Below are 25,417 nucleotides of genomic sequence, written 5' to 3' on the forward strand. Positions count from 1 at the left end.
CTTTCTTATTGAAATTTATGGACTTTTTAAAAACCCATTAAGAAATTTAAAAACTCAAACCCGTTCTTTGACTTACATATAATTTACATAGTAATTTATATGTAAATGGAGAGCGTATGAGCAGTCCCCTTGCCCTTCCCGAATTTGCAAACATCCCTTTTGTGACGGCTGAACAACTCCAGCCTCCCCCAGGTCTACCCACCGGTGTGCGGGTGGTGGATGATTTTCTTTTATGGCGTGGAATCCCCCAAGGCGATCTTAGTTTGCTTCAAGGACTGCCTGGAACCGGAGCGACGTCTTTATGGGTGCGCCTGGTTCAACAAGTTCACGCGCAAAACAAATGGGCTGCATGGATTAACGGCGACTCGCAAATCTTTCCGGCTCACTTAAACAGCCAAAAAATAAATCTTAAAAAACTTTTAGTGGTGAAAGAGCCCACAGAAAAAGATCAGCTTTTTTGGTTACTGCAGGAATTGATCACAAGTTCTTTATTTGAAGTGATCGGCTGCAATCTAAAAGATCTGTTTTTAAAAAACCATCAACTGCAAAAATTAAAACGTCTGTGCCGTTTGCATAAGGTCGCTTTGATTTTCGTAAATCAGAAAGTTTCAAAATTCGTAAATCCACTTTTTAGTTTGATCATTCATTTTCAAAGGGACTTTATCACCATTCAAAGGGCCCTTCATCGTCCAACCCCTTTTAACATTGCCGGGAGCATGATCCATGCGAACTTTATGCATCAATTTAAAGACGCCACAAGAAAGCTCCTCGGCTGAAGCGTTTTTATTGCTTAGTCCGCGCGTGCAGTTTCGCTTTCCGCAATTTATTTTTGTGGACATCGAATCCACGGCGCACTTACTGGGTGGCGAAAAACCTTTGTTAATAAAAGCTTTGGAAATTGCGCGAAACTTTTCGGCAGATCCCTCTGTTGCCATTGCTGATTCAGCAGCGGCAGCGCAGATGCTGGCGAAATGGCGCCCGTCTTATATCGCTACTCGCGGTAAAGAGCAGGAAAGTTTTAAAGGCTTAGGTTTAGATGCATTAAAAGACCTAGAAGGACTTCACCCATGGGCACAGAAACGCCCGGTGGAGCACATGATTTCGTTTTTTCACACCTTAGGGGTTTATGGCCTTGAGGATGTTTTAAACTTTCGTTTGAATTCGCTGCGTGAAAGATGGGGGGATTTCGGTGTTTTACTTTGGAATCGTTTGCATTCTCAAGACGTTCAAGTCATTTCACCTCTTATTCCTCGCGACCCTCTTGTGGGCTATGGCTACTTGGATGATCCCTTAGGCGTTGTCCCGTTATTAATGAATCGGATCAAACCCCATTTGGATATTTTATTTGCGCGTTTAAACGGACTTTCCCGATACGCGCAAAGAATGGAATTGATTCTGCACTGTGAGTATTCCGATAAAAAGCATTCCTTATGTATTGAACCCGTCAGCCCCACCCGTGATCAGGAACTTTTTACGGATTTGCTTGAAAAGAAAATGTCATTAATGACTTTAGAAAATCCCATTCGTGAGTTTGAGATTTCTATTTTCGACGTGCCAGAAAAAGTTCAACAACTGGATTTCTTTGAACCACGCGATAACACCGAAGATCGTTGGCGCCGTTTGATCAGTTTTGCCAAACAAGCCCAATGTGACATGGGTTTTTTGCAAATGGAAGCCAGTCACTTTCCTGAACAAAGCTTTAGCTTAGTTACGGATTGGCCGGAAGATTTTAAAGCTAGCGACTTGGTCGAACGCCAAGACGATGCTTTACAAATTAAAACCGTTTACGCCAAAGGTCTTTCGGGAAGCCCAAGGCCTTCATTATTATTAGATAAACCTCAACCACTGACTCCAGCCGAAGCCGGACGACTGCGTTTTGTTTCAGCCTTGCCAAGTGAAAGAATCGAATCTTCATGGTGGCAGATAAGTGTGCAGGATTTAAAAAATCGAGATTACTACTTTGCGCTCTCTCATCAAGGTCAACTTCTGTGGGTATTTAAGGATCGCATAAACTCCCAGGTGTACTTACATGGATACTTTGACTGAAATGGTGAAAAACACCCAGCTGACTGCGTTGTCGGCGGATGTCCTCGCTCCGACGTGGCGCTGCCACGCCTCCACTGCGGTAACCACCTCCGCCTTGCATCTGGGCGTTTTTGACCATTTCGGTTATGCGCAGAGCGGTTGCTTATGAGTCATCATATTATGCGATCAGGGACATTGCGAAACTTGCCGGCGCAACCGGGGGTTAAGAGCAATCTTCCGGTGAAACGTGTTCGTGCGAAGGGATTTGTTGAGCTTTTAGGGCGCAGCAATTTTTCTTTTCTGCAAGGGGCTTCACATCCTGAAGAGATGGTTCAAGAAGCTATTCATTATGGTTATGATGGATTAGCGATTTGTGATTTAAATGGTCTTTATGGTGTTGTGCGCGGATTTCAGACGGCGCAATCACCTTCGTTATTTACGGCTTCAGTGAAGGCCAAGGAAGGTTTTCACTATCTTATTGGCACTGAAGTCACTTTGACTGATGAAACCTCTGTCACTTTAGTTCCGCTGAACAAACAAGGTTACTCTCATCTTTGTGAGATTTTAACTTTAGGTAAACGTCAGGCGGCTAAAGGTTTTTCTAAATTAACTTTAGAACAAATTGAAAAATACAGTCAGGGATTAATGTGTTTTGCTTTACCGCCTGTCAGTGATGAACGTTACGAGCGTTTAGAAAAAATTTTTGATGATCGCTTGTATATTCCTATTTGGCGCGATCTTACTTGGGAATCCCAAGAATTCTGCAAACAGGCTTTTGCTTTAGAAGAAAAATATCAAGCCCGGCTTTTCGTTACACAACGGCCATTCATGCATTCAACCGAGCGCAAACCTTTGTTTGATGTCCTAACATGTATTCTTCATCACACCACTTTGAAGGATGCGAAAAACAAATTAATTCAAAATGCAGAACGCTGTTTAAAGAGCATCGATGAGATTTCTTACCTGTGGCAGGATCGAATCGACCTTGTGGAAAAAACTGTGGAAATCGCTGCACGTGTGGGTTTCAGCCTGGATGAGATTCGTTATCGCTATCCGCATTCACAACTTCCGCAAGGATTAACTCAGTCAGAACATTTAAGAAATCTTGCTTTTGAAGGCGCAAAAAAAAGATATCCGCAAGGTGTGCCCGACAAAATTAATAAGATGATTGAGTATGAATTGAATCTTATTAAAGAGCTTGAGTACGAAGATTATTTTCTGACATTAAAAGAAATTTGTGACTTTGCTGCTAGCCGAAATATTTTGCATCAAGGGCGTGGATCTGCGGCGAACTCGGTGGTGTGTTTTTGTATTGGGCTGACATCGGTGGATCCCACAAAGATTGACCTTTTGTTTGAACGCTTTATTTCCCGCGAACGGCGCGAGCCTCCGGACATTGATATCGACTTTGAACACAGCCGCCGCGAAGAAGTGATTCAGCACATCTATGAAAAATACAACGAGCGTCATGCTGCCATGGTGTGCACCGTGATCCGTTATCGTTCGCGCATGGCGATTCGTGAGGCTGCGAAAGTTTTTGGCATTCCTTTAGAAAAAATCAACGCCATGATTAAGTTTATGGGCCGAGATGGGATGGATCGACTTTTAGATCCCACCGTGGCAGGCCGCTTTGGTTTAGAACCCCACGAATGGCAGATGTTTTTAAATTTAGCGCAACAACTGCGCGGCTTTCCCCGTCACTTAGGGATTCATACCGGTGGATTTTTAATCACTCAAGATCCCATCACTGAAATGGTGCCCGTTGAAAAAGCCACCATGGATGGCCGTTACGTTATTCAATGGAATAAAGATGACGTCGCGACTTTAAAGCTTATGAAGATCGACGTTCTAAGTTTAGGGATGCTGACCGCTTTAAGAAAGTGTTTTGATCTTTTAAAAGATCATAAGGGTTTAGATTATAATTTAGCGACTCTTCCCCAGGAAGACGCCCCCACTTACGATATGATCTGTAAGGCTGATACTGTGGGAGTCTTTCAAATCGAATCCCGCGCGCAGATGAATACTTTGCCGCGCATGTTGCCTAGAACTTTTTATGACTTGGTTATTGAAGTCGCCCTTGTTCGTCCCGGCCCTTTGCAAGGCGGAATGGTCCATCCGTATTTACGACGCAGACAAGGCTTAGAAAAAGTCACTTATGCCCATAAAGATTTAATTCCGATCTTACATAAAACCCACGGCATTCCGATTTTCCAAGAGCAAGTGATGAAGATCGTCATTGTCGCGGCTGACTTTACCCCAGGTGAAGCTGATGAGCTTCGTCGAATTATGTCGTCAGCGTGGCGTAAGAAGGCCACCATGAATGGCGTAAAAAAACGCATCATGGATGGTCTTGCTAAAAACAATATCAGCGCTGAATATGGTGAGCAGATTTATAAAACCATCGAAGGTTTTGCGAACTACGGCTTTCCTGAAAGCCATGCGGCGAGTTTTGCTTTATTAACCTATGCTAGCTGCTACCTAAAACATCATCATCCTGATGTTTTTGTGTGTTCGCTTTTAAACAGCCAGCCCATGGGTTTTTATTCCCCGCGAACTTTAATCGCTGAGGCCCAACGCCATGGCGTGCAAGTGCACCCGCTGTGTGTGCAGAACTCTGACTATGATTATACTTTAGAACCTCACCTTGAAGGCCATGCTTTGCGTGTGGGTTTAAGATCCTTATATGGTTTACCTGAAAAACTGATGCGCAAAATTGAAGATTGCAGAAAAGCGGATGGCAAGTTTTTAGATTTACCTGAATTCATTCGTCGCACGGAACTGCCCCGCGCAGCTTTGATTAAACTTGCCGCCTCTGGAGCCTTTGATTGTTTTAATCCCAACGTGCGGGAATTGATGTGGCACTTAGAAAGCCTTAGCCTAGATCAAGAAAGCTTCTTGTGGGGGCACCCCAAAGAACAATTCGAGCAGGAAGACGAAGATACTGACGAAAATGAACATTTACCCTTTGAATCCAACTGGGATCGCCTGCGCCGTGAATACGATAGCAAGGGGTATTCAGTGGATTCCCACCCGATGTCGGTCTTACGTTCGTATTTAAAATCTAAAAACAACGAGCTTATCGCCAAACGCTTTGTTCCTTATTTTTGCTCTGATGATTTAGTGCGCCTAAAAAACAAAACCATGGTGCGCCTAGCAGGCTTGGTGTCGGTAACCCAAAGACCACCGACAGCCAAGGGCATGTGTTTTATTACTTTAGAAGATGAATTTGGTTTTATGAATATTGTTATCCATCCTGACATCTATCAGAAGGATCGTCTGACTATTTACGGAAAATCCCTATTAGAAGTCCAAGGGCAAGTCGAAAAAGTCGGCAGCATCATCAACATTCGCGCTGTGCGTGTGCTGCCGTTGCAATAGATTAGCCTGAGTGTCTGACCTCGACGACGACGGACTTTTTGGCAATTTGTTCTAAGACCTCTGACACTAAAGCGCGGTTGTCTTTATCAAGATTTGCATCCCACTCGTCTAACAACAATACGGGCACATCTAACGAACCTACGAATTCCAAATGCTTCAGCATTCTTTGCCCGGTTGATTCGCCCCCCATGTCTTGACCAATTTCAAGTTGCGGTGCTGATGGCAAATAAAATGACGCTGGCAAAACAGAATTTAAATGCAAAAGAAGAGTCGACTTCCCCGCTCCGTTTTCACCAGTGATAACGTGACGACCGGTTGATTTTTCTTTGACCATTTTTTCAACTGATTGAACGCTATCAACTGGTTGAGCATTAAGGGAAACCTTCGCGATCGAAATTCTTGAAACGATTTCGGTGTCGGTTAATGTTGAAGCCTCAACTAAGCTATTTAACCGCAACATTGCAGCTTTAAAGTGAGCAACTTGCTGGAAGAAAGCGCGGAAATACCCAATAACCATAATTTGTCTAGGGACCGTTACAAGCAACGCCGCCAAATAAGCTGCATTCTTTAAATTCTGAAGAGCCAACCAAATTACAAGCGCATAAATTGGCAACGACGCAACCAAGGTTAATAGTAAGACAATGGATTCTGAAACAAAGCCCGAATTACTCACACCCGCTCGTGCCAACCTAAATTTATCAGTAAGTTTATTCGTGTACGCCTGGTTGATCGAAGGATTGTTTAGAAAAATATTGTCCCAAGATTTTAAAAGGTAGCTGAAAAATTCAAGCTTATTAGTTTGTTCAGCCTGGATGTACTTTTCTAACGTTTTTGCGCAAAATTGAAATAGAATAAAACTTAAAACCCCCACAGCCAGATAAGCCCAAGCGAAAGTATGATCGACCACTATAGAAAGGGAAACAATGGTGAACACAATTTGGGCTCCGAATAGGTACATGTCAGCAAAACATAAAGATGCGGTCGCAATATAACCTTCAGCATCGGGGCCGATCGCCGTTTGGAACTTTTCTTTTTTGTTGTGATTTTGCCATTTAACTGAAGCACCGGAATGTTGCAAAAGTTGCTTTTTAAGATATTCGAAATAAATATCAAGATAACCAGCAAATTCGATCTTACGAATCGGCACATTTAAAACGTGGGGCAAGGTTGAAAATACAAAGAAGGCGATAACATAACTTAAAAAAGTAGTACCATTGCCGACTTCTTTACCCGCTAAACCTAAAGCCGCCGTGCTTAATGCCGCTAGCGCCTGCTGGACGGTTACAAGTACAAATAAATATAATGCGAACTTCTTATTTACTAGCAGATAGAAAAAACGAAACATGGCTCCCCCAGGATTAGTACTGTCCGAAAAAGCAAGCCATGGGCCACGGCAATTGGCCGTCAAATACAATACATTCTTTGGCGCAAAGTTTTTGTCTAAAACCCCAGAGAAAACATCTCGATTTTTGGAATTTTCATAACCAAACGAGCCTAGAAAAATTACCTTCCTAGCAGAAACCAGCCTATGCTAGCGTTGGGTCATGATTCGTGAAGCGCTTATTTATCTTTTAAATCCGGCAACCCCCCTCGCCAAGAAATACGGTTTTCTTTATAGCTCAGTGGCTTTGCAACATCGTTATGAGCGCTGCAAGAAAATCTGGATTCCTCATCTTAAAAACTGCCAAGATCTTTTTTTAGAGGCAGTCAATAAACTTCCGCAAAAAAAATCAGTGATTATTTTAGGCAGTGCGCATCTTCACGAAATCCCAATGCATCTTTTAGTACAGAACTTTGAAAGCATCACTTTGGTAGATGTGATTCATCCGCTAAAACACCACTGGTTAGCAAAAAGAAATTCTCGCTTAAAACTTATCACTATGGACTTATCAAATAGCCTTGATAAGCTTGATGCGCTAACTTCGTTTGCTGATCTTCAAGAGCTTCTATCAGCGCTAACTAAAGAAAAGCTCTTTCATTTTGAAGCTGACCTAATCGTTTCTGCGAATATACTTTCCCAACTAGCCCTACTTCCGATTGATGCTTTAGAAAAGAAGATAAAACGCCCTTTGACCTTAGAAGAAAAAGACCTGGTTTGTACGGCCTTTGCTGAAAACCACCTTAAGAACCTAAGCCAGTGCCAGGGGCGAAAGCTTATATATGCCGACCGTGAAGTGATCTACCGCGATCCAAAGGGCGAAGAAATCTATAAAGGCCATTATCCAGTGGACTTCGCAGGTTATAAAAAGCTTAAAGAGTGGATGTGGATGCTTGCCCCCTTAAAAGAAGCATCTAAGGACTATTCCATCGAGATGAAAATCGAAGCTTATGAGGGTTAAGCTGTCTAAAGTTATGACAGTGCCGGAAAAAGTACATTGAGCCCACTTCATTATGGGGTTTTTCACGAACCTCGCTTATAACTCCTAAAAACTTAGGAGTACCCATGAAGTTTCTTGCTTCTGCGATCGCCGTAATTTTATTAACAGCTTCAGTTAGTCAGGCAAAGAACTTGGTTTGCCGTGGAATTAATGAATCAGGCCAAGACGTTACTTTTGCCATCTTCGCAAATTTTCAATCTGATCAAAAAGTTATTACTTACGTAGATCAAGATCATGAAAACGAATGGATTGCTGACCAAGTAGCGCAAAGAAACAAAGGTCCTAACGTTCAAATTATGGGAAGTTATGGCTCTCGTGCTGAGTACTTCTTTGACCTAGTACTTACTGCAAAAATTAACGGAAAATATCAAGGTTCTCTTAACTACGTCGAAGACGACTCTGGCTGGGAATACAGATCAAGAGTTTCAAACATCGTTTGTGAATAAATAAAAAACTGAGGCTCTAGTCCTCGGTTTTTTATTTTTAGAATCTATTTTTTAATTCCGATATAAAGACCTTCATAACTTGGCACTATTGCTGATTCAAAAAGATTTGGATCAGCCAAACGACGATTAAATTCGTTCATGATCTTCGTCTGTTTTTCAGAAAACTTCTGTTGGGTCGCTTCTCCCCAAACTGATCCGCTTAAAAAGATATTATCAGCTAAAATAAGTCCACCAGGGCGCAGATTCTTTTCTGACCAAGTTAGATAATCAAAGTATGCAGCCTTATTGCCATCAATGAACACACCATCAAAGGGCCCAAGTACTGATAGCTTCTCAAGCTCCTCGCGGGCATCACCCATAACCAAATGGATCTTTTTATTAGCTTGATCCATTTTAGAAAACACCTGGCTTGCCATGGCTCCATGCTTTTCATCTTTTTCTAGCGTCCAAAGCTCCCCGCCTTCAGGTAAAGCTTCAAAGATGTACTGAGCAGATAACCCAGTTAAAGTTCCAATCTCTACAAACTTCTTACAGCCATGCATGCGTACCAGGGTTTTAATAAGCTGGGCTTCGGCTGCAGAAATACTGATTCTTCCCAATCCCAACTCATCAGCAAAATGGCGGGATTGCTTTTTTAAATCGGATTCTTCAGAAAGAAGACTCCCCATATAATTTTCTTTGTTGGTCAGCACTGAATCACGCATAAGTGGATCATCTCATAACACCTAATTGATGTTAACAGGAAGTTAATTTGCTGAGTCCTGCCACTGTTAACAATAATACTTTAAAACAACAGATCATCTGGAGGATCCATGCAGGTTTCTTTACGTCTTATTTCCGCAGCCCTTTTATGTTTGGCAGTCACAGCTTGCGCTACCAAGGATAAACCCGTCGAAGTTTCTGAAAATAAGGAGCAACTTGAACAGGCCACCCATTCAGCGATGAGTGATAAAGCCAAAAGTGACTTGGCAAAAAGTTCTAAGTTCTCAGCTCTGTCCCAAAACATTCGTTTTGATTCGGGAAGTGCAAAATTGAATTCTTCTACTCGTCGTGCTTTAGATGAACTGGCTAGTGAACTTAAAAAATCAGACGAAGCATTCGGTAAAATTCGTATCTCTGGATTAGCAGATCCAACTGGCATTCCAGAGCGCAACCAAATTCTTTCCGAACAAAGAGCGGAAGCCGTCAGAAACTACCTAGTTTCTAAAGGCATCGCTAAAAATAAATTTGAAACCCGTGGTTTAGGCGCGGTTGAATCAGATAGAATGGCTTCGGACTCCGAACATGCACGTGATCGCCGCGTGGATTTTGAGATTGTCGAATAAAACGAAAGTAGGCAAGATGAGGACCATGAAGCCTCTTCTTGTTTTTGACCTTGATGGTACTTTGATTGATTCAGCTCCTGATATTATCGTTGCCGTAAACCGCACTTTGCAAAACCACGGCAAACGCACTTTAAAAGACGAAGTAATAATATCCCATATCGGCGAGGGCCTTAAAAAGCTTATCGCCGATTTGTTTTTAGAAGACGATCTAGATCCAGACGCCATCATTGAACTAGAAATGGAATTCCTACGTCTGTACGAAGAAGAGATGCTTAACCGTACCCAGATCTTCCCCGGGGTTGAAAACTTTCTAAAAAACTACGGTGGCCCTAGGGGCATCATCACCAATAAAAACGAACGCCCCGCTAAAAGAATTTTGAATCACTTGGGATTGGACCAATACCCGTGGGTGCAGGTTTATGGTGCCGACACATTGGAAGAAAGAAAACCAAGTCCCCTGCCACTAAGAACCATGATGAAACTTGCCGGTCACACACCACAAAATACTTTCATGATCGGCGACGGCATCCCTGACGTTCTTTCGGCATTAAACGCCGGAGTACCTTCAATAGCTATAGGCTTTGGATATACGGCAACCCACCTGCTGCAAAAGCATCAACCCAAAGGAATTCTGAGTCATTATGATGAACTGGGAAGTTTAATCGAAACAATATCCAAGGGCTAAGACGGGGCTTTCCGCTTAGAAAATTCCTCAAAATCTACTCTGAAAAAACCTCAGATGGGCCTTTCCAAATTCCCGGAAACCTTCGTAAAAAGCTGTTGACGCAATATCGCCAGAAAAAAGGACCAGATGGCTTTTGCGGGCTTGCGTCGGAGCCCCCAGGCCTATATAAGATGAGGTCTTAAATGGGGGTCATCTCCGGTGAGTGATATTCTTTTAGAGGTCCAAAATCTTAAGACACGCTTTAAGACTGACGACGGTTCTTTCTATGCCGTTGACGATGTCAGCTTCAATGTTAAAAAAGGTCAAACTCTTGGAATCGTTGGTGAATCAGGTTGCGGTAAATCTGTAACTTCTCTTTCGATCATGCGCTTGATTCAAAAGCCTGGAAACATCGAAGCAGGTAAAATCCTGTTTAAAGGTAAAGACCTATTGGGCCTTTCTGACGATAAAATGCGCGACATTCGTGGTAACGAAATCGCGATGATTTTCCAAGAACCAATGACTTCTTTGAATCCGGTTTACACAATCGGTGATCAAATCGAAGAAGCTGTTTTGCTTCACCAAAAGAATTTAACTAAAGACCAAGCTCGCGAACGCGCTATCGACATGCTTCGTATCGTGGGTATCCCAGCTCCTGAAAAACGTTTCTTTGAATATCCGCACCAACTTTCTGGCGGTATGAGACAACGTGTGATGATCGCAATGGCGATCAGCTGTAACCCAGAACTTCTTATTGCCGATGAGCCAACAACAGCTCTAGACGTTACTATCCAAGCGCAAATCTTGGATCTTATGCGCAAACTTCAAAAAGACTTCAACGCAGGTATGATTCTTATCACGCACGATTTAGGCGTGGTTGCAGAGATGTGCCAAGAAGTTGCCGTTATGTATGCGGGTCGCGTGGTTGAATACGGAACTGTAGAAGACATCTTCTATCGCCCAAAACATCACTACACCAAGGGTCTTTTAGATTCTATTCCGCACTTTGAAACAGGTCACAGACTTGAATCACTAAGAACAATCAAAGGGATGGTACCAAGCCTTTACAATCTTCCTAAAGGCTGCCGTTTTGCTGATCGCTGTCCAGCGGCTCAAGACGATTGCCGTGCTTCTTACCCATCGCTTGAAAATCTTCGCGGCATTCATAAAGTCGCGTGTTACCACCCATTGTCTGAAGAGGTAAAACCCTAATGAGCACTCCTCTTTTGAAGGTTGAAAACCTAACAAAAAGCTTTCCTATTTACGGTGGACTTTTCAGCCGTGAAGTTGCTTCTGTAAAAGCCGTTCAAGGTATTTCTTTTGAACTTAATAAGGGTGAAACCCTAGGTCTTGTGGGTGAATCTGGTTGCGGTAAGTCAACTTTGGGTCGTTGCTTGATCCGTCTACACGACACGACTTCTGGAAAAATCAGCTACAACGGTAAAGACATCACACATATCAAGGGTGAAGAGCTTCGTGAAATGCGCAAAAAAATGCAGATCATCTTCCAAGATCCGTTTGCATCTTTAAATCCACGCATGACGATCGGTTCTATCCTTGAAGAGCCTTTGATTATCCACGACCTTTATGGTTCAGCAAAAGACCGCCAAGATCGCATCCATGAGTTGATTGATCTGGTGGGTCTTCGTCGCGAACACTTAAACCGTTACCCGCATGAGTTTTCAGGCGGTCAACGTCAACGTGTGGGTATCGCTCGTTCTTTAGCGGTGAACCCTGAACTTATCGTGTGTGACGAGCCGGTATCTGCTCTTGACGTTTCTATCCAAGCACAAGTGATCAATCTTTTGATGGAGCTTCAACAAAAGCTGGGCCTTACCTACATCTTCATCGCCCATGACTTGAAAGTCGTTGAACACGTTTCAACAAAAGTGGCTGTGATGTACTTGGGTAAAATCGTTGAGATGGCTGAAGCTGAAGAGCTTTACCGCAATCCTAAACATCCCTATACCAAAGCCTTGATGTCAGCGATCCCAGTTCCAGATCCTCGCCGTAAAGATGATCGCATCATCTTAACGGGTGACGTTCCATCGCCAATCAATCCTCCGACAGGCTGTCATTTCCATCCTCGTTGCCCAATGGCTATCGAAGATTGCAAGACCATCGTCCCGCCATTGGAAGAAAAAGTTCCGAATCATATCGCTGCCTGCATCCGAGTATAAAGAAGTCTCTTTAACTCTCCGATAACTCCTTAGATTGCTTGTCACGCCATAGCTTTAGCGACGGCGGAGGAATCTAAGGAGTTTATGAAAACCCAAGGTAAAGTCTGGATCATTTATGACGCTGAAACAAAGACGCAGTCTAAGCCTATGTCTGTAGTACAGGCACAGGTGGCGCTTCTTTCTTTAGCTAATAAAGATCACGGCAAGTTCTTCTTGTGGACTCCGGGTTGGGAAGAATGGGTTTGCATTCGCGAATTTCTTGAATCCGACCAAAAATATTTCGTGATCATTCAGCCACCAAAGCCAATGGATTTACCGGGTGCTGATGAAACAGTAACTGCAACTCAGAATGCTCCTGCGACATCCAATAATGACAGTAGATATACTCAAGTCGTTGTTGGCGACTTGCCAATAAAGAAAACTGAAATCGGTGGTTATCACTCTAAAGATTTCAATGGTGATGAACTGGATTTAGCAAAAATTAAAAAGCTTAAGCCCGATGCCATGGGCAAAAAGAAAGTCGCAGAACCAGTGGCACCTGTTGAAGAAGACGGAGCTGACCGTCGCCGCGATCCTCGTCACAATTTTAAAATTGAAGTGGTACTAGTTTCCAAGATCCGTTCATTCAGAACATATTCACGCAATATTTCTTTAAGTGGAACGATGCTTGAAGATGAAATCCCTCGCGATTTCTTAAATAAGCCTTTTGATTTAATTATCGTAAATCCATTTGAACCAGATCCATCGAAATCAAGATTGCTCTTCCGAGCTAAGATCGTTGGAGATCTTCAAGATCCTCGCCGCTTGATGTTCGTTGAACAAGACGTTGCGATGACTTTAAGACTTGATGCTTTGTTGAAAGCTTACGTTGCTTATCAAGATCAAGTTCGCAAAGGCGCAAGTTAGTCCTTACAGTTCTAAAATAAATCCCTTTACAAGTGTTCTGTAGAAAAGTTCTTTCTTATGATGAGTGTGCGTAATGCGCTCCCATCTTTATAAATCGTAATGCTTAAAAGGACTAGATTCCTCACATTTCGATTAAGAGACCTAAATATATCACCGATAGTTTTATCAAGAAAACTTGTTCGGGAGAATTCATGGGAAGATTAAAGAACGTTTTGCTTTGCGGAAGTCTTCTGGCGCTGATCGCATCTTGCCAACCCACTGTAGAAGAAACGCCTGCTTCGGAAGAAACACCGGCTGATAATGAAACCGTTGCGACCAAACATCTTTATGTAACAACGGGACTTTGTTATTCCGGAAATGGCATCACTACCTTCACAGCAGCAACTGCGAGCAACTTAATTCTTAAGTTAAATGCAGATACAGGCGTAAAAGAAGCCACCATGGCGGATTTCTGGGCGGCTCCGGCGGCTGCCGGCGACACTCCAATTTCTATTATGGATTGGGATGATGACAACCTATTAGTATTCGTACGTAACGGTGCTACGGGACGATTAGAAACAATGCCTAAAGTTGGCGGAGTTCGAAATACATTTGGAACCACGCCTGCGATGAGCACGATCATTTCATCAAACCCAGCTAACATGGCAAAAAGTTCTGATGGCGGCGTATTGATGATTCGCACAGGCTTCATTGAGAAAGTCACATCATCAGGTATTCGTTTAACGACCCCCCATGTGAATAGCAACTTAGGGGCTACGTGCGGAACTGCGAATGCCTTGTTAACTAATATTGCTGTGTCATCAACGGGAAGAATTATCACTGCCAATGCAGCTGCTTCACCAAATAACCGAGTGATCAGCGTTCCTGCCGCAGGTGCTACAGGAAGCTGTTCGGCGGGTATTGCAGCACCCGCTGCGACCACTTATGCGACGGCTATGGTATTTGATAAAGTGAATAGCAAACTTATCGTTGCCTACGCGGGTCCTACAACGGCGGCAAATGTGAACAGTATCCATGCTTATGATTTCGATGAAGCCACTGGTAACATCACAAATGATCAAGTGATCTATGATGCAGCATCCTTCCCTGCCACTTACTCTTATTTATTGTTTGGTATCTCTGCAATGACGTTAGATGAAGATACCAACACATTATATGTAGCAACTGCGATTTCAAATGCGACGACAGTTGTAAACTATGCGATTGAAAAGTTCGCGTATAACGCTTCTAAAATTGGAAGTGTGAATGCCGAAGTTCTTACTCGCTCTGGCTCGGTACCTTTCTATAACTATGGTGTGGATACAAAATGTATCTCTGCAATGAGTGTCGTTTCAGAATAGGCGAAGTCAAAAAGCCTAAAACAACCCCCGCATTCAGCTTGCGGGGGTTTGTTTTTTTATAAATACTAAGATATGGCTTTTACCTGCTTTCGACTCATGGATATTTCTCAGTTAGGTTCTAATAAAGAATCTGGCGAAGAATTATTTCAAACCTGCATCGCTGAAACTTTTTTGAAAAACCAAGAGGAAGATGTTTTAAATGGATTTAACTTCCCTAAGTTTTTCGAAACCAAGAACCGTGCACTTACTAGTGATGACGCGTTTTTATTCGCGGTAATAGTCGATAACAGTCCCGCCGGATTCGCCTTATGGAGTAAGAAAGATAATCTTACCGCGACACTTGATTTTATCTATGTTAAAAAGGTATTCCGAGGCACTGAGGTTTCGAAAGAACTTATGTCGGCGGGCCTGTTATTGCTTAAGAAAAAGGGCTTCGAAGCAGTGCTTTTAAACGTCTCTAAACACAATAGTTCCGCCCAAAAATATTATTTAAAACATTCTTGGACTAACGAAGGCCAACACCCGAAGTACCCGTCTGCTTTTCTTTATAAATTAAAATTGTGATTACGGTGTCCCAGTGAAATTCAGGCTCCAACGAGTCAAAGTTCCGGTGTGCGACGACTTGCCGTCAATAACCTTTAATGTCCAACTGCCTTGCGAAGTTTCCTGGAAAAAAGCGTTAGTCAAAAACACTTCGCCTTCATAATCGGCGATATTTTTTAATGAATTGTTCATATTAATCACAATGCTTTTTGTTCCGGACGGAGACGTAAGCTCCAAAGCCAGATCCGCAATATTAGTATGAGTCACCCAGATCTTTAACTGCACAGATTCGATCTTTAGGTTTGTATTTACAGTCATCGAATTAGATCCGCCAGTAGAGCTAAAATCAGGAATAGCAACGTTTAAACCACTAGCATCGTCGGCCCAGTTGGTTTCATTGTAAGCCCCAAATGGTGAGGCGAAGCTTTTAGCTAAGGCCACAGCTGCATCCACATTCACTCGACCGAATCCATACCAATTATGAAATTTAAAACCAGCGCCATTAATTATCCAAGCTTGCTCCCACTGCGCACCACTTGGAACTGTTTCCCCTGTTTTTGGATGTTTAATAGACCCCGTGGTCGAAAAATTCACGGGTGTTGCAGTCTTAGCCAAAATGTATTTCACGTCGCGCCAGCTTAACGAAGGATTCGCTTCTAATAATAAAGTAATGGCGCCGCTTAATACCGGAGCTGCTGAAGAAGTTCCATTAAAGGTCGCAGTGTAATTACATCCCGTATTACCCTCTTGTCCCTTATCAAAGGCTACGTTTTGCACGGTGGACTGGGAAAAACCGACAGAACATCCGGTGCGATCGGTTGTGATCATGGCCGGCGAATCCTTACCGAATTCGCCACCGAAAGAGGAGATCCAAACATTCGATCCGACCGAAGCATAAGATGCGGCTTCGCCCGAAGCATTTAATGCCGTTGTCAAAATTGTGTAAGGACTTGAATTATCAGCATCGAAGTTAGAATTACCCACGCAGTTTTCAGTCGTAGAACCATGACAGTAGACGATGAAATCATTGCCCGCCGCCTTCACATAAATCGAACCTTTGCCCGAACGACCCGTCGTCACACCTGATTTTAACTGTGTAAAGAATGAAGCCACAGGTGAAATTAGATTATTCTGGGTCGAACCCCAGCTCATATTGAAAATGTCGTAATCACCATCAGCTTGGTCGATTAACTTGCTTTCAGTCTGAGTCACTTGTGAAGAAAGAAAATTCGCAGAGACTAAGGAAGCTTTATAACCCACACCCTTCGTGCCCAAACTGTTTTGCCCAACGGCTGCAATTAAACCCGCCACGGCTGTGCCATGACTGTCATCGCTAGCTTTTGGCGCGGCTGTGGCTGAAAGATACGGAAAACCCGTTGTATAATCCTTAGAAACGCCTGTCCGAAGAAAGTTATCAGAAAGATCTTCGTGGGAATCTTCAAGGCCATCATCTGAAACTAAAACAGTGATGTTCTTTCCAGAATACCCCTCACTCCAAGTGTTTAATAAATTCAGATCGACACCTGCAGTACCAGCTTCTGCTGCAAATACACTTTGCGCGCTATTACTTAGGTGCCACGCCAGAGAAATAAACGGATCATCGCCAACCTGACGCTGATTCTTACCTTTAAATCCGTTTTCAGCACAATTTGTAAAGCCCACTGCGGTAACAATACCCATCAGAGACAATGACAATATGGCTTTAGTTTTACGACTAAAATTTATCATATTGTCGACTCAATATTTCCAGGCTTACTTGCTCAACGCCTTGATGATGTTTTAGTTCTTGATACAGCTCTGGAAGATCAAAAGGTTCCTGCAAAGCAGTGACGAAATAGGTGCGAATTTTGGGAAAAGACCCAATGATTTTAATGCCGCTTTCTGCACTTAAAAAATCAGCCGACTGGCCTTCTCTAAGCACCACCGTGATTGTGCCTGTCAGGACTCCACCAATATTCAATCGAGGATTCGCAACCACTACAGGAGCTGATGTAGTGAAATTTGTTAAATCCACATTAGCTTCTGATTGAACCAATACAAAACCGCTGATCTCACTGACAATTACTTCATTTGGTGACGTTGCTGCTTTGGGTTTTGCGGTAACACCTTTCCACAGTTTCCACGGCGTATCTGCCAAAAGAGGTATTTTTTCCAACTCTGCTTTTCCTACTGAAAGCGAAGATACTTTTCTATGTGTTAAAGCTTTATCAATCGTACGGTTAGATACTACTGGTTCATTAGAACTGGTTGATGCAGATTCTGTGATCTGAATGGGTTCAGGATTTTCTGCAGCTACAGATGTCACAGATTTAGTATCGCCATTTGAAGATTTTAAAGACGCAGACTTATCGTTTGTACGTGATAAATACAAAACGACAACTCCCAATAAAATTAGAAAGAAAACCACCGCAAATCGACGTGCCATGAGCCTTTAAGTTTAACCAATAAATGGGTCTACAGCTCACTATTTTCTTCTAGAAATGTTTGAAAAGTATGGAATAACGACGGCGTCCCATTTCGAGACAGACTTTTGTCGCGGAAGTAGCTTCGTACCGCAAGCTACTCGTTTAATTTTAAAAGGGTGTGCACCGTTTTTTTAAGCTTATCAACATCAAACGGCTTTTTAATATAGTCATCGGCTCCGATCTCGAAAGCTTTTTTCATGTCTTCTTCAGAAGCTTTTCCAGAAACGAAAACCAACGGAATTTTTTTAAGATCTTTATGTTCTTTAAGAAGTTGGGCTAATTCAAAACCATTCACCCACGGAAGACCCACGTCCATCAAAATCAAATCAACAGAGTGATCATCTAGAACCGTTGAAAGCTCCGTCGCATCAGCAGCAAGCTTGGTAACGTAGCCTTCAGTTTCAAGAATGCGCTTCATTGCTAAACGCATTGTTTCGTCATCTTCGATAACAAGAATAATCTTAGGATCTAGTTTCTTTTTCGCTTCACGAAATTGATCTAAAGGAACGACATCTTGCCCAGCGATGCGGGCCTTGGTCATCTTTTCGATCTTATCTACTAAATCCTTGGTGTTAATTCTTTTATCCTTCATAGCATCCTTAGTGTGAAGCTTGTGCCTCTAACCATCTTTCCGCATCAATGGCCGCCATGCAACCAGTACCTGCAGCAGTGATAGCTTGACGATATACATGGTCCTGAACGTCCCCAGCCGCAAACACCCCTGGTACATTAGTATAAGTGGTATTTGGTTGAGTTACCAAATAGCCCGTCTCATTCATGTCCAACATACCTTTAAAAAGGTCTGTATTTGGCTTATGGCCGATAGCTAGGAATAAACCGGTCACAGGAAGGGTCTTTTCACCACCTTCAACAATGTTTCTGATTTTAGCACCTGTCATGCTTTTACCATCGCCCAAAACTTCAGTAACTTCCGTGTTCCAGATGACTTCCACTTTTGGATTTTTCATTGCTCTTTCAGCCATGATTTTTGAAGCACGGAAATGATCGCGACGGTGAATTAAATAAACTTTGCTAGCAAAACGAGTCAGGAACTGGGCTTCTTCCATTGCCGTATCACCACCGCCAACAACCGCGATTTCTTGATTACGGAAGAAAGCTCCGTCACAAGTCGCACAAGCCGATACACCTCGGTTAGCGTATTGTTTTTCAGATGGAAGACCCAAGTACTTCGCACTAGCACCAGTCGAAATAATGATCGATTTTGCTAAGTATAATTTCTCGCCAACCCAAACCTTGAATGGACGTTGAGAGAAATCAACTTTCGTAACATTGCGAGTGATAAAACGAGTGCCAAAGCGCTCTGCTTGTTTTCGCATGACGGAAATCAAATCAGGACCTGTGATTCCGTGATCAAAGCCAGGGAAGTTTTCAACTTCAGTCGTGGTCATAAGCTGACCGCCGGCCTCTTCCCCTTCAATCATCAATGGCTCTAAATTAGCGCGAGAGGTATAAATAGCAGAAGTTAGACCTGCAGGGCCTGAACCGATAATGATTACGTTTTCAATTTTTTGATCTTCAGTCATAGAATCCTCGTTTTAAGCGGGCCTAGGCTACCAACAAACATGGGGCTTTTCATTAGTTCTTTGCACGTTTTGGACTGCGTCAGCTACAATGGCAGCATGCCCCAAATCAGCTTTGCAAAAAACCGAGCCCCCCTTGACGTTTCCACCGGGGAAAACCTTATGGAAGCCCTCTTAAAAGCGGGTCTTCCGGTCGCCTCTAGTTGTAACGGTGATGGCGTTTGCGCAAAATGCAAGGTCATGATTATCGAAGGAAACGAGAACCTTTCCCCTCCAAATGAAACTGAAGCGTTTTTACAAGAGAAAAACTCATTACCGAATACAACGCGCATCAGCTGCCAAGTTCAAATTCTTGGCCCCATCAAAGTGGATACAACTTACTGGTAGTTATAAATTGGTTTTTTGTTGAAACGGAATTCCAGGAGAGACGGACTCATCCTCAGGTTTATCTTTGCGCACCGGAGTCGCCACGCGCTTAGGACATTCCTCGCCCTCAAGATGGCGTAAATAGATGTTTCGGCCTGCACCTTTTTCTCTGTTGCCATAGCAAGGCACCATGGAACCTCTAAGAACAGAATAAGGTTCCGCAGGCGCTATATATTCAGAACTTTCCATCGGAGGAGCTGCAACCGCAAAACTGGTTGCTGCAAAAACGAAAATCAGCAGGGGATTTTTCAGAGATTTCATGGCAACCTCCACTTATCTATTCTAAACGAGATTGCCATTGTCGCGATGATTTGTGCTAAAGAACGCTAGACTGGACTAAACCTTTTGCAAGCGAACCAAGTTGATCTTGATTCCTTCGCGCAAAAAGATTTTTTCAAATGCAGTTTCAAAATTTTCGCTCTTCATTTCAGAGTTATGAAGATCTTGAGTTTCAAAAATGATTTTATACGGAGACTGACGGATTTCATCCATCGCCCACAAGAAATAAACCAAAGAATCAGTTTTAAAATTGATGAATGAACCAGGCTTTTGCAGGCGGTGCAAGATTTCTAAGTTCTGTTTGCACACGAAGCGGTTTTTAGGTTTCTTTGGCGAAGTCCATGGATCCGGAAAGTGAATGTAGACATTGTCTAACTCACCTTCATTGAAAAGTTCTTCGATATTGAAAGCATGAAAGCGCGCGATCGCCGCGTTCTTACAACCATCATTTAAGGCGCGACGGATAGATTGAACTAGCGGCTTATATTTTAACTCTAATCCAACCAACATGCGATTTGGGTTGGTTTTTGCGTGATGAGCAAAGTAAGTCCCGTTGCCTGTTCCTACTTCCAAATCCATCGGCAGGTTTTCTTCAACTTTGAAAATCTCTGAACGCCATTTGCCTTTGTTCAGAGGCGCTCTGACTTCGTCAAAAGCGACGTGGGAAAATTCACCGTTTAATGCCAGCGTGTAGGCATTTTGGTTTGGAAGGTCTTTAGTTACATTAATTCTTCTGCGAGGAATCGGGCTTGTCATAGGGCCCTTGATTAGTCGGACGAGGGCCTCCGGTCAAGCTTTTCACCGTCGGAAGGCGCAACTCCTGAAACGGCAGCTGCCTTATTGGGCAATTTGGCATGTCGCAAATCTGGCAGTAGGATTTTTTACAGGGGTCCAAGTGAAACGCCAACTCCCCGTCAAATTCATAATCCCGCACGACTTCACTTTCATAGTTATGAGTGAAACTATGAACCTCTGCTACATCCCAATATTCCGGTACAACCAAGTGGGCATCGACGTGATGAAATCGTCCAGAACGAATGATGCGCAGATTATGAATTTCAATAACACCGGGTTTGCGATTTTTTCGAATGGAAGTAGCAAGATCTTCAAGCACATTTTCATCTTGTTCGTCCATTAGCACACCCAAAGATTCGCGACTGATTTTGTAGCCAGAATAAGCTAAGTGCGCACCCACTAAAATCGCAATCAATGGATCGATCCAAGTTTTGCCAGTCACTAAAACCAACACTAAGCCTACCATCACACCCACTGTCGTCAGTACGTCAGACATGACATGGGCTCCACTGGCTTTTAAAGCTTCTGACTTATGGGATTTACCGACACGCTTAAGATAAAGTCCTAAGAATAAATTCACTAACGCTGCAGCACCGACGATCCATAAACCTGTTTCCAACTGACGTGGTGGTTCTTGGTAGAAAAGCGCTTTCGCACTTTCACCGATAATCATGATCGCGGCAAAAAAGATCAAACCACCTTCAAACGCAGAAGAAAAAGATTCAGCCTTGCCGTGTCCATAGGGATGATTGTGATCTGCGGGAATTGCCGCAAAACGAATGACAAAAAGAGCCACCGCTGAAGCGATTACATTCACGATACTTTCTAAGGCATCTGACAAAACCGCAGTGGAGCCTGTAATGCGATAAGCACCAACCTTAAAAAGAAACACGAGGAGACTGACAATAACAGAAACCCACGCGGCACTTGTTCTAATTTTTTCGGCATCACTAGTAGAGGTATCAACCATGTACTAAGGGTTTCTGATCCCTCAGTCTTCGTCAATATTTAAGAATTAACCTGCAGCTTTACGGCGTTTTTGTGGCGCGTTTTTAAGCTCAACCACAGGCGCAGCTTCGGGTTTGTAGGAACAAACTTTATTACGGCCACCACGTTTTGCTTCATACAAAGCATGGTCAGCTCTGCGAACTAATTCGCGGGCGCTGATATTTTCACCGGGAATAGTAATGGCAAAACCCAATGATGCCGTCAGCTTGATTGAATCATCACCGTTTTTAAATAAGGTTTTTTCGATATTTTCACGAAGGCGCTCACAGAAATGCTGTGCACCTTGAGCATTCGTTTCCGTTAAAACCATCAAGAATTCGTCACCACCATATCGGGCAGGAATATCAATGTTTCGGGTATTCGCACGAATAATTTTGCCCACTTCAGAAAGCACGTAACTTCCAAATAAATGATCATGACCGTCATTCACAGTTTTAAAATAATCCATGTCCATCATCACCACGCACACGTCACGACTAAAGCGACGTCCACGCTCCATCTCGAAATCCAGGCGATGATATAACGAGCGCATGTTGTACAAACCCGTAAGGTCGTCAGTATCAACCAACTCTTTTAGTTTTTCATTGGCGTAAACAAGTTGCTCAGTCAAATCACGCAAACGCAATTGTGTGCGGATACGGGCCAGTAGTTCTAAGGGAACGAAAGGTTTTACGATGTAATCATCCGCTCCGGAATCAAGAGCCTCAATAATCGCTTCAGTACTGGAATTCTCAGATACGAAAACGCAGGAAATATGGGAAAGTCGAGATCGCATCGCCTTTAGTACGCGAAGTCCCGCCATTGAAGGCGCCATCCAATCCAAAATAACAACGTGCGGAATCCACGATTCCACAAGCTTATGGGCCTCGGCTTCGGAAGTGACACCACGGGCGTCATATCCTTCCCAGCGCAAAGGCTCCAAAAGGATCTCTAAGCTATCCTTGTCGTCATCGATCACTAGGACACGACGACTTTTAGGTTGTTTAAAGCTGTTGCTATCAAAACTCATACTACATACCAGTGTAACTTGAGCTTATCTCATCGGTTAACGCTGGGATTTATTGAGTCTAAAATCTAATCAAAGGCCGTGGAGACATAATTTCCCGGACCTAAGGCGCGCCCCATACTGCGCTAGTATATTCGTTGTATTAAAAAGCCTTTTTAGTTATCTAAATAGCAGTGAATTTTTTGTTCTAAATAAGGGATGTAACAATGAGTTTGAACTTCACTGAAATCGAAGCAAAGTGGCAGAAGAAATGGGACGAAAGTAAGGCTTTCAAAGCTGAAGATAATAGTCAAAAACCTAAATATTATGCCCTCGATATGTTCCCCTACCCATCGGGTTCAGGCCTGCACATTGGTCACATGGCCTCTTACACTCCTGGCGATATTATTTCACGCTATAAGCGCGTGAACGGATTCAACGTTCTTCACCCAATGGGCTATGATGCTTTCGGTTTACCTGCTGAACAGTACGCGATTCAAACTGGCATTCATCCAGCTCTTACAACTCGCAAGGCGATTGAAAGCTTCCGCAAAACTTTGCAGTCTTTCGGTTTTAGTTTTGACTGGAGCCGCGAGATTTCCACATGTGAGCCTGAATACTACAAATGGACTCAATTTATTTTCTTAAAACTTTATGAGCGTGGACTTGCATACCAAAAAGAAGTTCCAGTGAACTGGTGCCCGGCTTTAAAAACTGTTTTAGCCAATGACGAAGTTATTGATGGTAAGTCAGAGCGCGGCGGTCACCCGGTTATCCGCGTTCCAATGAAACAGTGGATGCTTAAAATCACTGATTACGCTGAAAGATTATTAAACGACCTAGATAAACTTGATTGGCCAGAACGCACTAAAGAGGGTCAACGCAACTGGATCGGAAAAAGTGAAGGCGCTAGAGTAACGTTCAAAGTAGATGGACATGGGGATTCATTTGAAGTCTTCACTACCCGCCCTGACACTTTATTTGGCGTCACTTTCATGGTGATGGCGCCAGAACATCCACTAGTGAAAAAGATTGCTTCATCAGCGCAAGCAAAAGCTGTTGAAGAATACATCTTTGCAACTTCTAAAAAATCTGAAGTGGATCGTAAAGCAACTACAGAAAAAACGGGTGTCTTCACTGGTGCCCACGCTGTTCACCCAATCACGGGCGAAAAAATTCAAATCTGGATTGCTGACTACGTATTAATGGATTACGGCACAGGCGCTATCATGGCTGTTCCGGGTCATGACGCTCGTGACTTTGAATTTGCGACGAAATTCCAAATTCAAATCAAACGCGTTCTTGAAGGTGGCGATACTTTGCCATTTGAAGGCGAAGGCACTTTGATCAATTCAGATTTCCTTAATGGCCTTTCACAAAAAGACGCCATCAAACAAATGTTGTCCCACTTAGAAGCTAAAAAACTGGGTGTACGTGAAGTTCAGTACAAACTTCGCGACTGGTTATTCAGCCGTCAACGTTACTGGGGCGAGCCGTTCCCGATCGTGCAGTTTGCTGATGGCAGCCGTGGCGTTCCTGTAAATGAACTTCCGGTGATTTTGCCAGAAGTGGCTGATTACGAACCAGCGGATACAGGTGAAGCTCCCCTAGCAAGAAACACAGACTGGGTTCGTTATATATCTGCTGACGGAAAAGAAGGTCGCCGCGAAACTGACACTATGCCAGGCGCTGCCGGATCTTCTTGGTATTTCCTAAGATACATTGATCCACACAACTCGGAAGCTCCATTCAGCCCTGAAGCTGAAAAATACTGGATGCCAGTGGATCTTTATGTTGGGGGACCAGAACATACGGTCGGCCACTTGCTATATTCAAGATTTTGGATGAAGGTTCTTTTTGACTGCGGTTTAGTGACCCATGATGAGCCATTTAAAAAACTGGCTCACCAAGGAATGATCCTCGGTCCTGATGGCGAAAAAATGTCGAAATCCCGCGGCAATGTAATTTCTCCGGAAGACATTGCAAAAACCCACGGCGCGGATGCGATGAGAACATTTATCAGCTTCATGGGGCCCGTTGATAAAGACAAACCTTGGGCACCAACTGGCATTGACGGCGTGAAGCGCTTCTTGGATCGCGTTTCTCGTTTGGTGGTGAACGATGAAGGTCAGTATGTGGCAACGAAAGACGCCTTAACAGAAGACATTCAGAAATTAGTTCACAAAACGATTAAAAAAGTCACAGACGATATCGAGTCTATGGGCTTTAACACCGCCATCAGCGCCATGATGATCTTGGTGAACGAGCTTTACAAAACGGAATGCCGTTCTGAGTTGGCTCTGAAACCGCTTGTGCAAATCCTGGCTCCTTTCGCGCCTCATTTGGCCGAAGAGCTTTGGGAAAAAATGGGTGGCGAGGGACTTTGCTCTTTGGCTCCATGGCCAAAATATGATAGTAACCTCGTCGCTGATGACACTGTGACAATGGGCGTGCAAGTTAACGGAAAAATGCGCGGCACTATTGAAATTGCGCTTACTGCTTCTGAACAAGAAGCCGTGGCAGCGGCCTTGGCCGTTTCGACAATTTCCTCAGTTTTGGCTGGAAAAAATCCCGACAAGGTGATTTATAAGGCCGGAAGAATTTTGAATTTGATCGTTAAGTAAACAATTATCGAGGCCGATCAAAAAGGTTCAGATGCAAGGCGGAGGATCTTTCGCGAAACGCAGGCGTGCTGGTAGCACGTCGGAGAGAAGCGAAAGACCGCACAACGCA

The 25,417-nt window shown here is 43.5% G+C and carries 24 protein-coding genes; 14 read left to right on the forward strand and 10 right to left on the reverse strand.

Features of this window, described 5'->3' with window-relative positions:
- The first annotated feature begins 116 nt into the window (after positions 1-116).
- The 3 genes from MNR06_RS10105 (at position 117) to MNR06_RS10115 (ending at position 5,403) form a co-directional block, all read left to right on the forward strand.
- The gene (locus MNR06_RS10105) at positions 117-776 is read left to right on the forward strand and encodes a RecA family protein (protein WP_243535646.1); all 660 of its coding nucleotides are present in this window, start codon (positions 117-119) and stop codon (positions 774-776) included.
- Complete coding sequence (locus MNR06_RS10110; protein WP_243535648.1) at positions 724-2,046, forward strand: hypothetical protein; 1,323 nt, start codon at positions 724-726, stop codon at positions 2,044-2,046. Before MNR06_RS10105 ends, MNR06_RS10110 begins: the two co-directional genes overlap by 53 nt.
- Before the next feature lie 144 nt (positions 2,047-2,190).
- Positions 2,191-5,403 (forward strand): DNA polymerase III subunit alpha, encoded by a 3,213-nt coding sequence (locus tag MNR06_RS10115; protein WP_243535650.1) that lies wholly within the window; start codon positions 2,191-2,193, stop codon positions 5,401-5,403.
- Position 5,404: 1 nt separating this feature from the next.
- Here MNR06_RS10115 and MNR06_RS10120 read toward each other — a convergent pair whose 3' ends face one another.
- Positions 5,405-6,748, reverse strand: coding sequence for an ATP-binding cassette domain-containing protein (locus tag MNR06_RS10120; RefSeq protein WP_243535652.1), 1,344 nt, complete (start codon positions 6,746-6,748; stop codon positions 5,405-5,407).
- Positions 6,749-6,947: 199 nt separating this feature from the next.
- Here MNR06_RS10120 and MNR06_RS10125 point away from each other — a divergent pair, with 199 nt between their 5' ends.
- Positions 6,948-7,742 carry a hypothetical protein gene (locus tag MNR06_RS10125; RefSeq protein ID WP_243535654.1) on the forward strand — a complete coding sequence of 265 codons (795 nt, stop codon included), beginning with the start codon at positions 6,948-6,950 and terminating at the stop codon, positions 7,740-7,742.
- Between the two features lie 104 nt (positions 7,743-7,846).
- Positions 7,847-8,227, forward strand: coding sequence for a hypothetical protein (locus tag MNR06_RS10130; RefSeq protein ID WP_243535656.1), 381 nt, complete (start codon positions 7,847-7,849; stop codon positions 8,225-8,227).
- A gap of 44 nt (positions 8,228-8,271) precedes the next feature.
- On the opposite strand, the gene MNR06_RS10135 is transcribed toward MNR06_RS10130, so the two are convergent.
- On the reverse strand, positions 8,272-8,931 hold the full coding sequence (locus MNR06_RS10135; RefSeq protein WP_243535658.1) for an O-methyltransferase: 660 nt from the start codon (positions 8,929-8,931) through the stop codon (positions 8,272-8,274).
- Between the two features lie 108 nt (positions 8,932-9,039).
- On the opposite strand from MNR06_RS10135, the gene MNR06_RS10140 reads away from it, so the two are divergent.
- From MNR06_RS10140 to MNR06_RS10170, 7 genes are all read left to right on the forward strand, one after another.
- Positions 9,040-9,552 carry an OmpA family protein gene (locus MNR06_RS10140; RefSeq protein WP_243535660.1) on the forward strand — a complete coding sequence of 171 codons (513 nt, stop codon included), beginning with the start codon at positions 9,040-9,042 and terminating at the stop codon, positions 9,550-9,552.
- 25 nt (positions 9,553-9,577) lie between these two features.
- Positions 9,578-10,237, forward strand: a complete 660-nt coding sequence (locus MNR06_RS10145; RefSeq protein WP_243535661.1) for an HAD family hydrolase — start codon at positions 9,578-9,580, stop codon at positions 10,235-10,237.
- Positions 10,238-10,435: 198 nt separating this feature from the next.
- Positions 10,436-11,428 carry an ABC transporter ATP-binding protein gene (locus MNR06_RS10150; RefSeq protein ID WP_243535663.1) on the forward strand — a complete coding sequence of 331 codons (993 nt, stop codon included), beginning with the start codon at positions 10,436-10,438 and terminating at the stop codon, positions 11,426-11,428.
- The gene (locus MNR06_RS10155) at positions 11,428-12,396 is read left to right on the forward strand and encodes an ABC transporter ATP-binding protein (RefSeq protein WP_243535665.1); all 969 of its coding nucleotides are present in this window, start codon (positions 11,428-11,430) and stop codon (positions 12,394-12,396) included. Before MNR06_RS10150 ends, MNR06_RS10155 begins: the two co-directional genes overlap by 1 nt.
- A gap of 84 nt (positions 12,397-12,480) precedes the next feature.
- Entirely contained in the window at positions 12,481-13,302 is an 822-nt protein-coding gene (locus tag MNR06_RS10160) for a PilZ domain-containing protein (protein ID WP_243535667.1), read from the forward strand.
- Between the two features lie 191 nt (positions 13,303-13,493).
- Complete coding sequence (locus tag MNR06_RS10165; protein WP_243535669.1) at positions 13,494-14,642, forward strand: lactonase family protein; 1,149 nt, start codon at positions 13,494-13,496, stop codon at positions 14,640-14,642.
- A gap of 96 nt (positions 14,643-14,738) precedes the next feature.
- Positions 14,739-15,206: a GNAT family N-acetyltransferase gene (locus MNR06_RS10170; RefSeq protein WP_243535671.1), complete on the forward strand. Its 468-nt coding sequence runs from the start codon at positions 14,739-14,741 to the stop codon at positions 15,204-15,206.
- Here the strand turns inward: MNR06_RS10170 and MNR06_RS10175 are convergent, their stop codons facing one another.
- The 4 genes from MNR06_RS10175 to trxB all read right to left on the reverse strand — a co-directional run bounded on the left by MNR06_RS10175 (position 15,207) and on the right by trxB (position 19,194).
- Positions 15,207-16,913, reverse strand: coding sequence for a S8 family peptidase (locus tag MNR06_RS10175; RefSeq protein WP_243535673.1), 1,707 nt, complete (start codon positions 16,911-16,913; stop codon positions 15,207-15,209).
- A complete protein-coding gene (locus MNR06_RS10180; RefSeq protein ID WP_243535675.1) occupies positions 16,900-17,610 on the reverse strand; it encodes a hypothetical protein in 711 nt (236 codons plus the stop codon). The genes MNR06_RS10175 and MNR06_RS10180 overlap by 14 nt, the downstream gene beginning before the upstream one ends.
- A gap of 134 nt (positions 17,611-17,744) precedes the next feature.
- Positions 17,745-18,242 carry a response regulator gene (locus MNR06_RS10185; RefSeq protein WP_243535677.1) on the reverse strand — a complete coding sequence of 166 codons (498 nt, stop codon included), beginning with the start codon at positions 18,240-18,242 and terminating at the stop codon, positions 17,745-17,747.
- A gap of 7 nt (positions 18,243-18,249) precedes the next feature.
- Positions 18,250-19,194: a thioredoxin-disulfide reductase gene (gene trxB / locus MNR06_RS10190; RefSeq protein ID WP_243535679.1), complete on the reverse strand. Its 945-nt coding sequence runs from the start codon at positions 19,192-19,194 to the stop codon at positions 18,250-18,252.
- Between the two features lie 96 nt (positions 19,195-19,290).
- Between trxB and MNR06_RS10195 the strand changes: the two genes are divergently transcribed.
- The gene (locus MNR06_RS10195) at positions 19,291-19,578 is read left to right on the forward strand and encodes a 2Fe-2S iron-sulfur cluster-binding protein (protein WP_407933219.1); all 288 of its coding nucleotides are present in this window, start codon (positions 19,291-19,293) and stop codon (positions 19,576-19,578) included.
- On the opposite strand, the gene MNR06_RS10200 is transcribed toward MNR06_RS10195, so the two are convergent.
- The 4 genes from MNR06_RS10200 to MNR06_RS10215 all read right to left on the reverse strand — a co-directional run bounded on the left by MNR06_RS10200 (position 19,579) and on the right by MNR06_RS10215 (position 22,708).
- Positions 19,579-19,878 carry a hypothetical protein gene (locus MNR06_RS10200; protein ID WP_243535683.1) on the reverse strand — a complete coding sequence of 100 codons (300 nt, stop codon included), beginning with the start codon at positions 19,876-19,878 and terminating at the stop codon, positions 19,579-19,581.
- 75 nt (positions 19,879-19,953) lie between these two features.
- Positions 19,954-20,652: a tRNA (guanosine(46)-N7)-methyltransferase TrmB gene (gene trmB, locus MNR06_RS10205; protein ID WP_243535685.1), complete on the reverse strand. Its 699-nt coding sequence runs from the start codon at positions 20,650-20,652 to the stop codon at positions 19,954-19,956.
- Positions 20,621-21,661 (reverse strand): cation diffusion facilitator family transporter, encoded by a 1,041-nt coding sequence (locus MNR06_RS10210; RefSeq protein WP_243535687.1) that lies wholly within the window; start codon positions 21,659-21,661, stop codon positions 20,621-20,623. Before MNR06_RS10210 ends, trmB begins: the two co-directional genes overlap by 32 nt.
- 45 nt (positions 21,662-21,706) lie before the next feature.
- Positions 21,707-22,708: a GGDEF domain-containing response regulator gene (locus tag MNR06_RS10215; protein ID WP_243535689.1), complete on the reverse strand. Its 1,002-nt coding sequence runs from the start codon at positions 22,706-22,708 to the stop codon at positions 21,707-21,709.
- A gap of 203 nt (positions 22,709-22,911) precedes the next feature.
- Between MNR06_RS10215 and leuS the strand changes: the two genes are divergently transcribed.
- Positions 22,912-25,308 carry a leucine--tRNA ligase gene (gene leuS / locus MNR06_RS10220; RefSeq protein WP_243535691.1) on the forward strand — a complete coding sequence of 799 codons (2,397 nt, stop codon included), beginning with the start codon at positions 22,912-22,914 and terminating at the stop codon, positions 25,306-25,308.
- Positions 25,309-25,417: the final 109 nt, after the last annotated feature.

Origin of the sequence: Bdellovibrio reynosensis (assembly GCF_022814725.1) — a bacterium.
Lineage (GTDB): Bacteria > Bdellovibrionota > Bdellovibrionia > Bdellovibrionales > Bdellovibrionaceae > Bdellovibrio > Bdellovibrio reynosensis.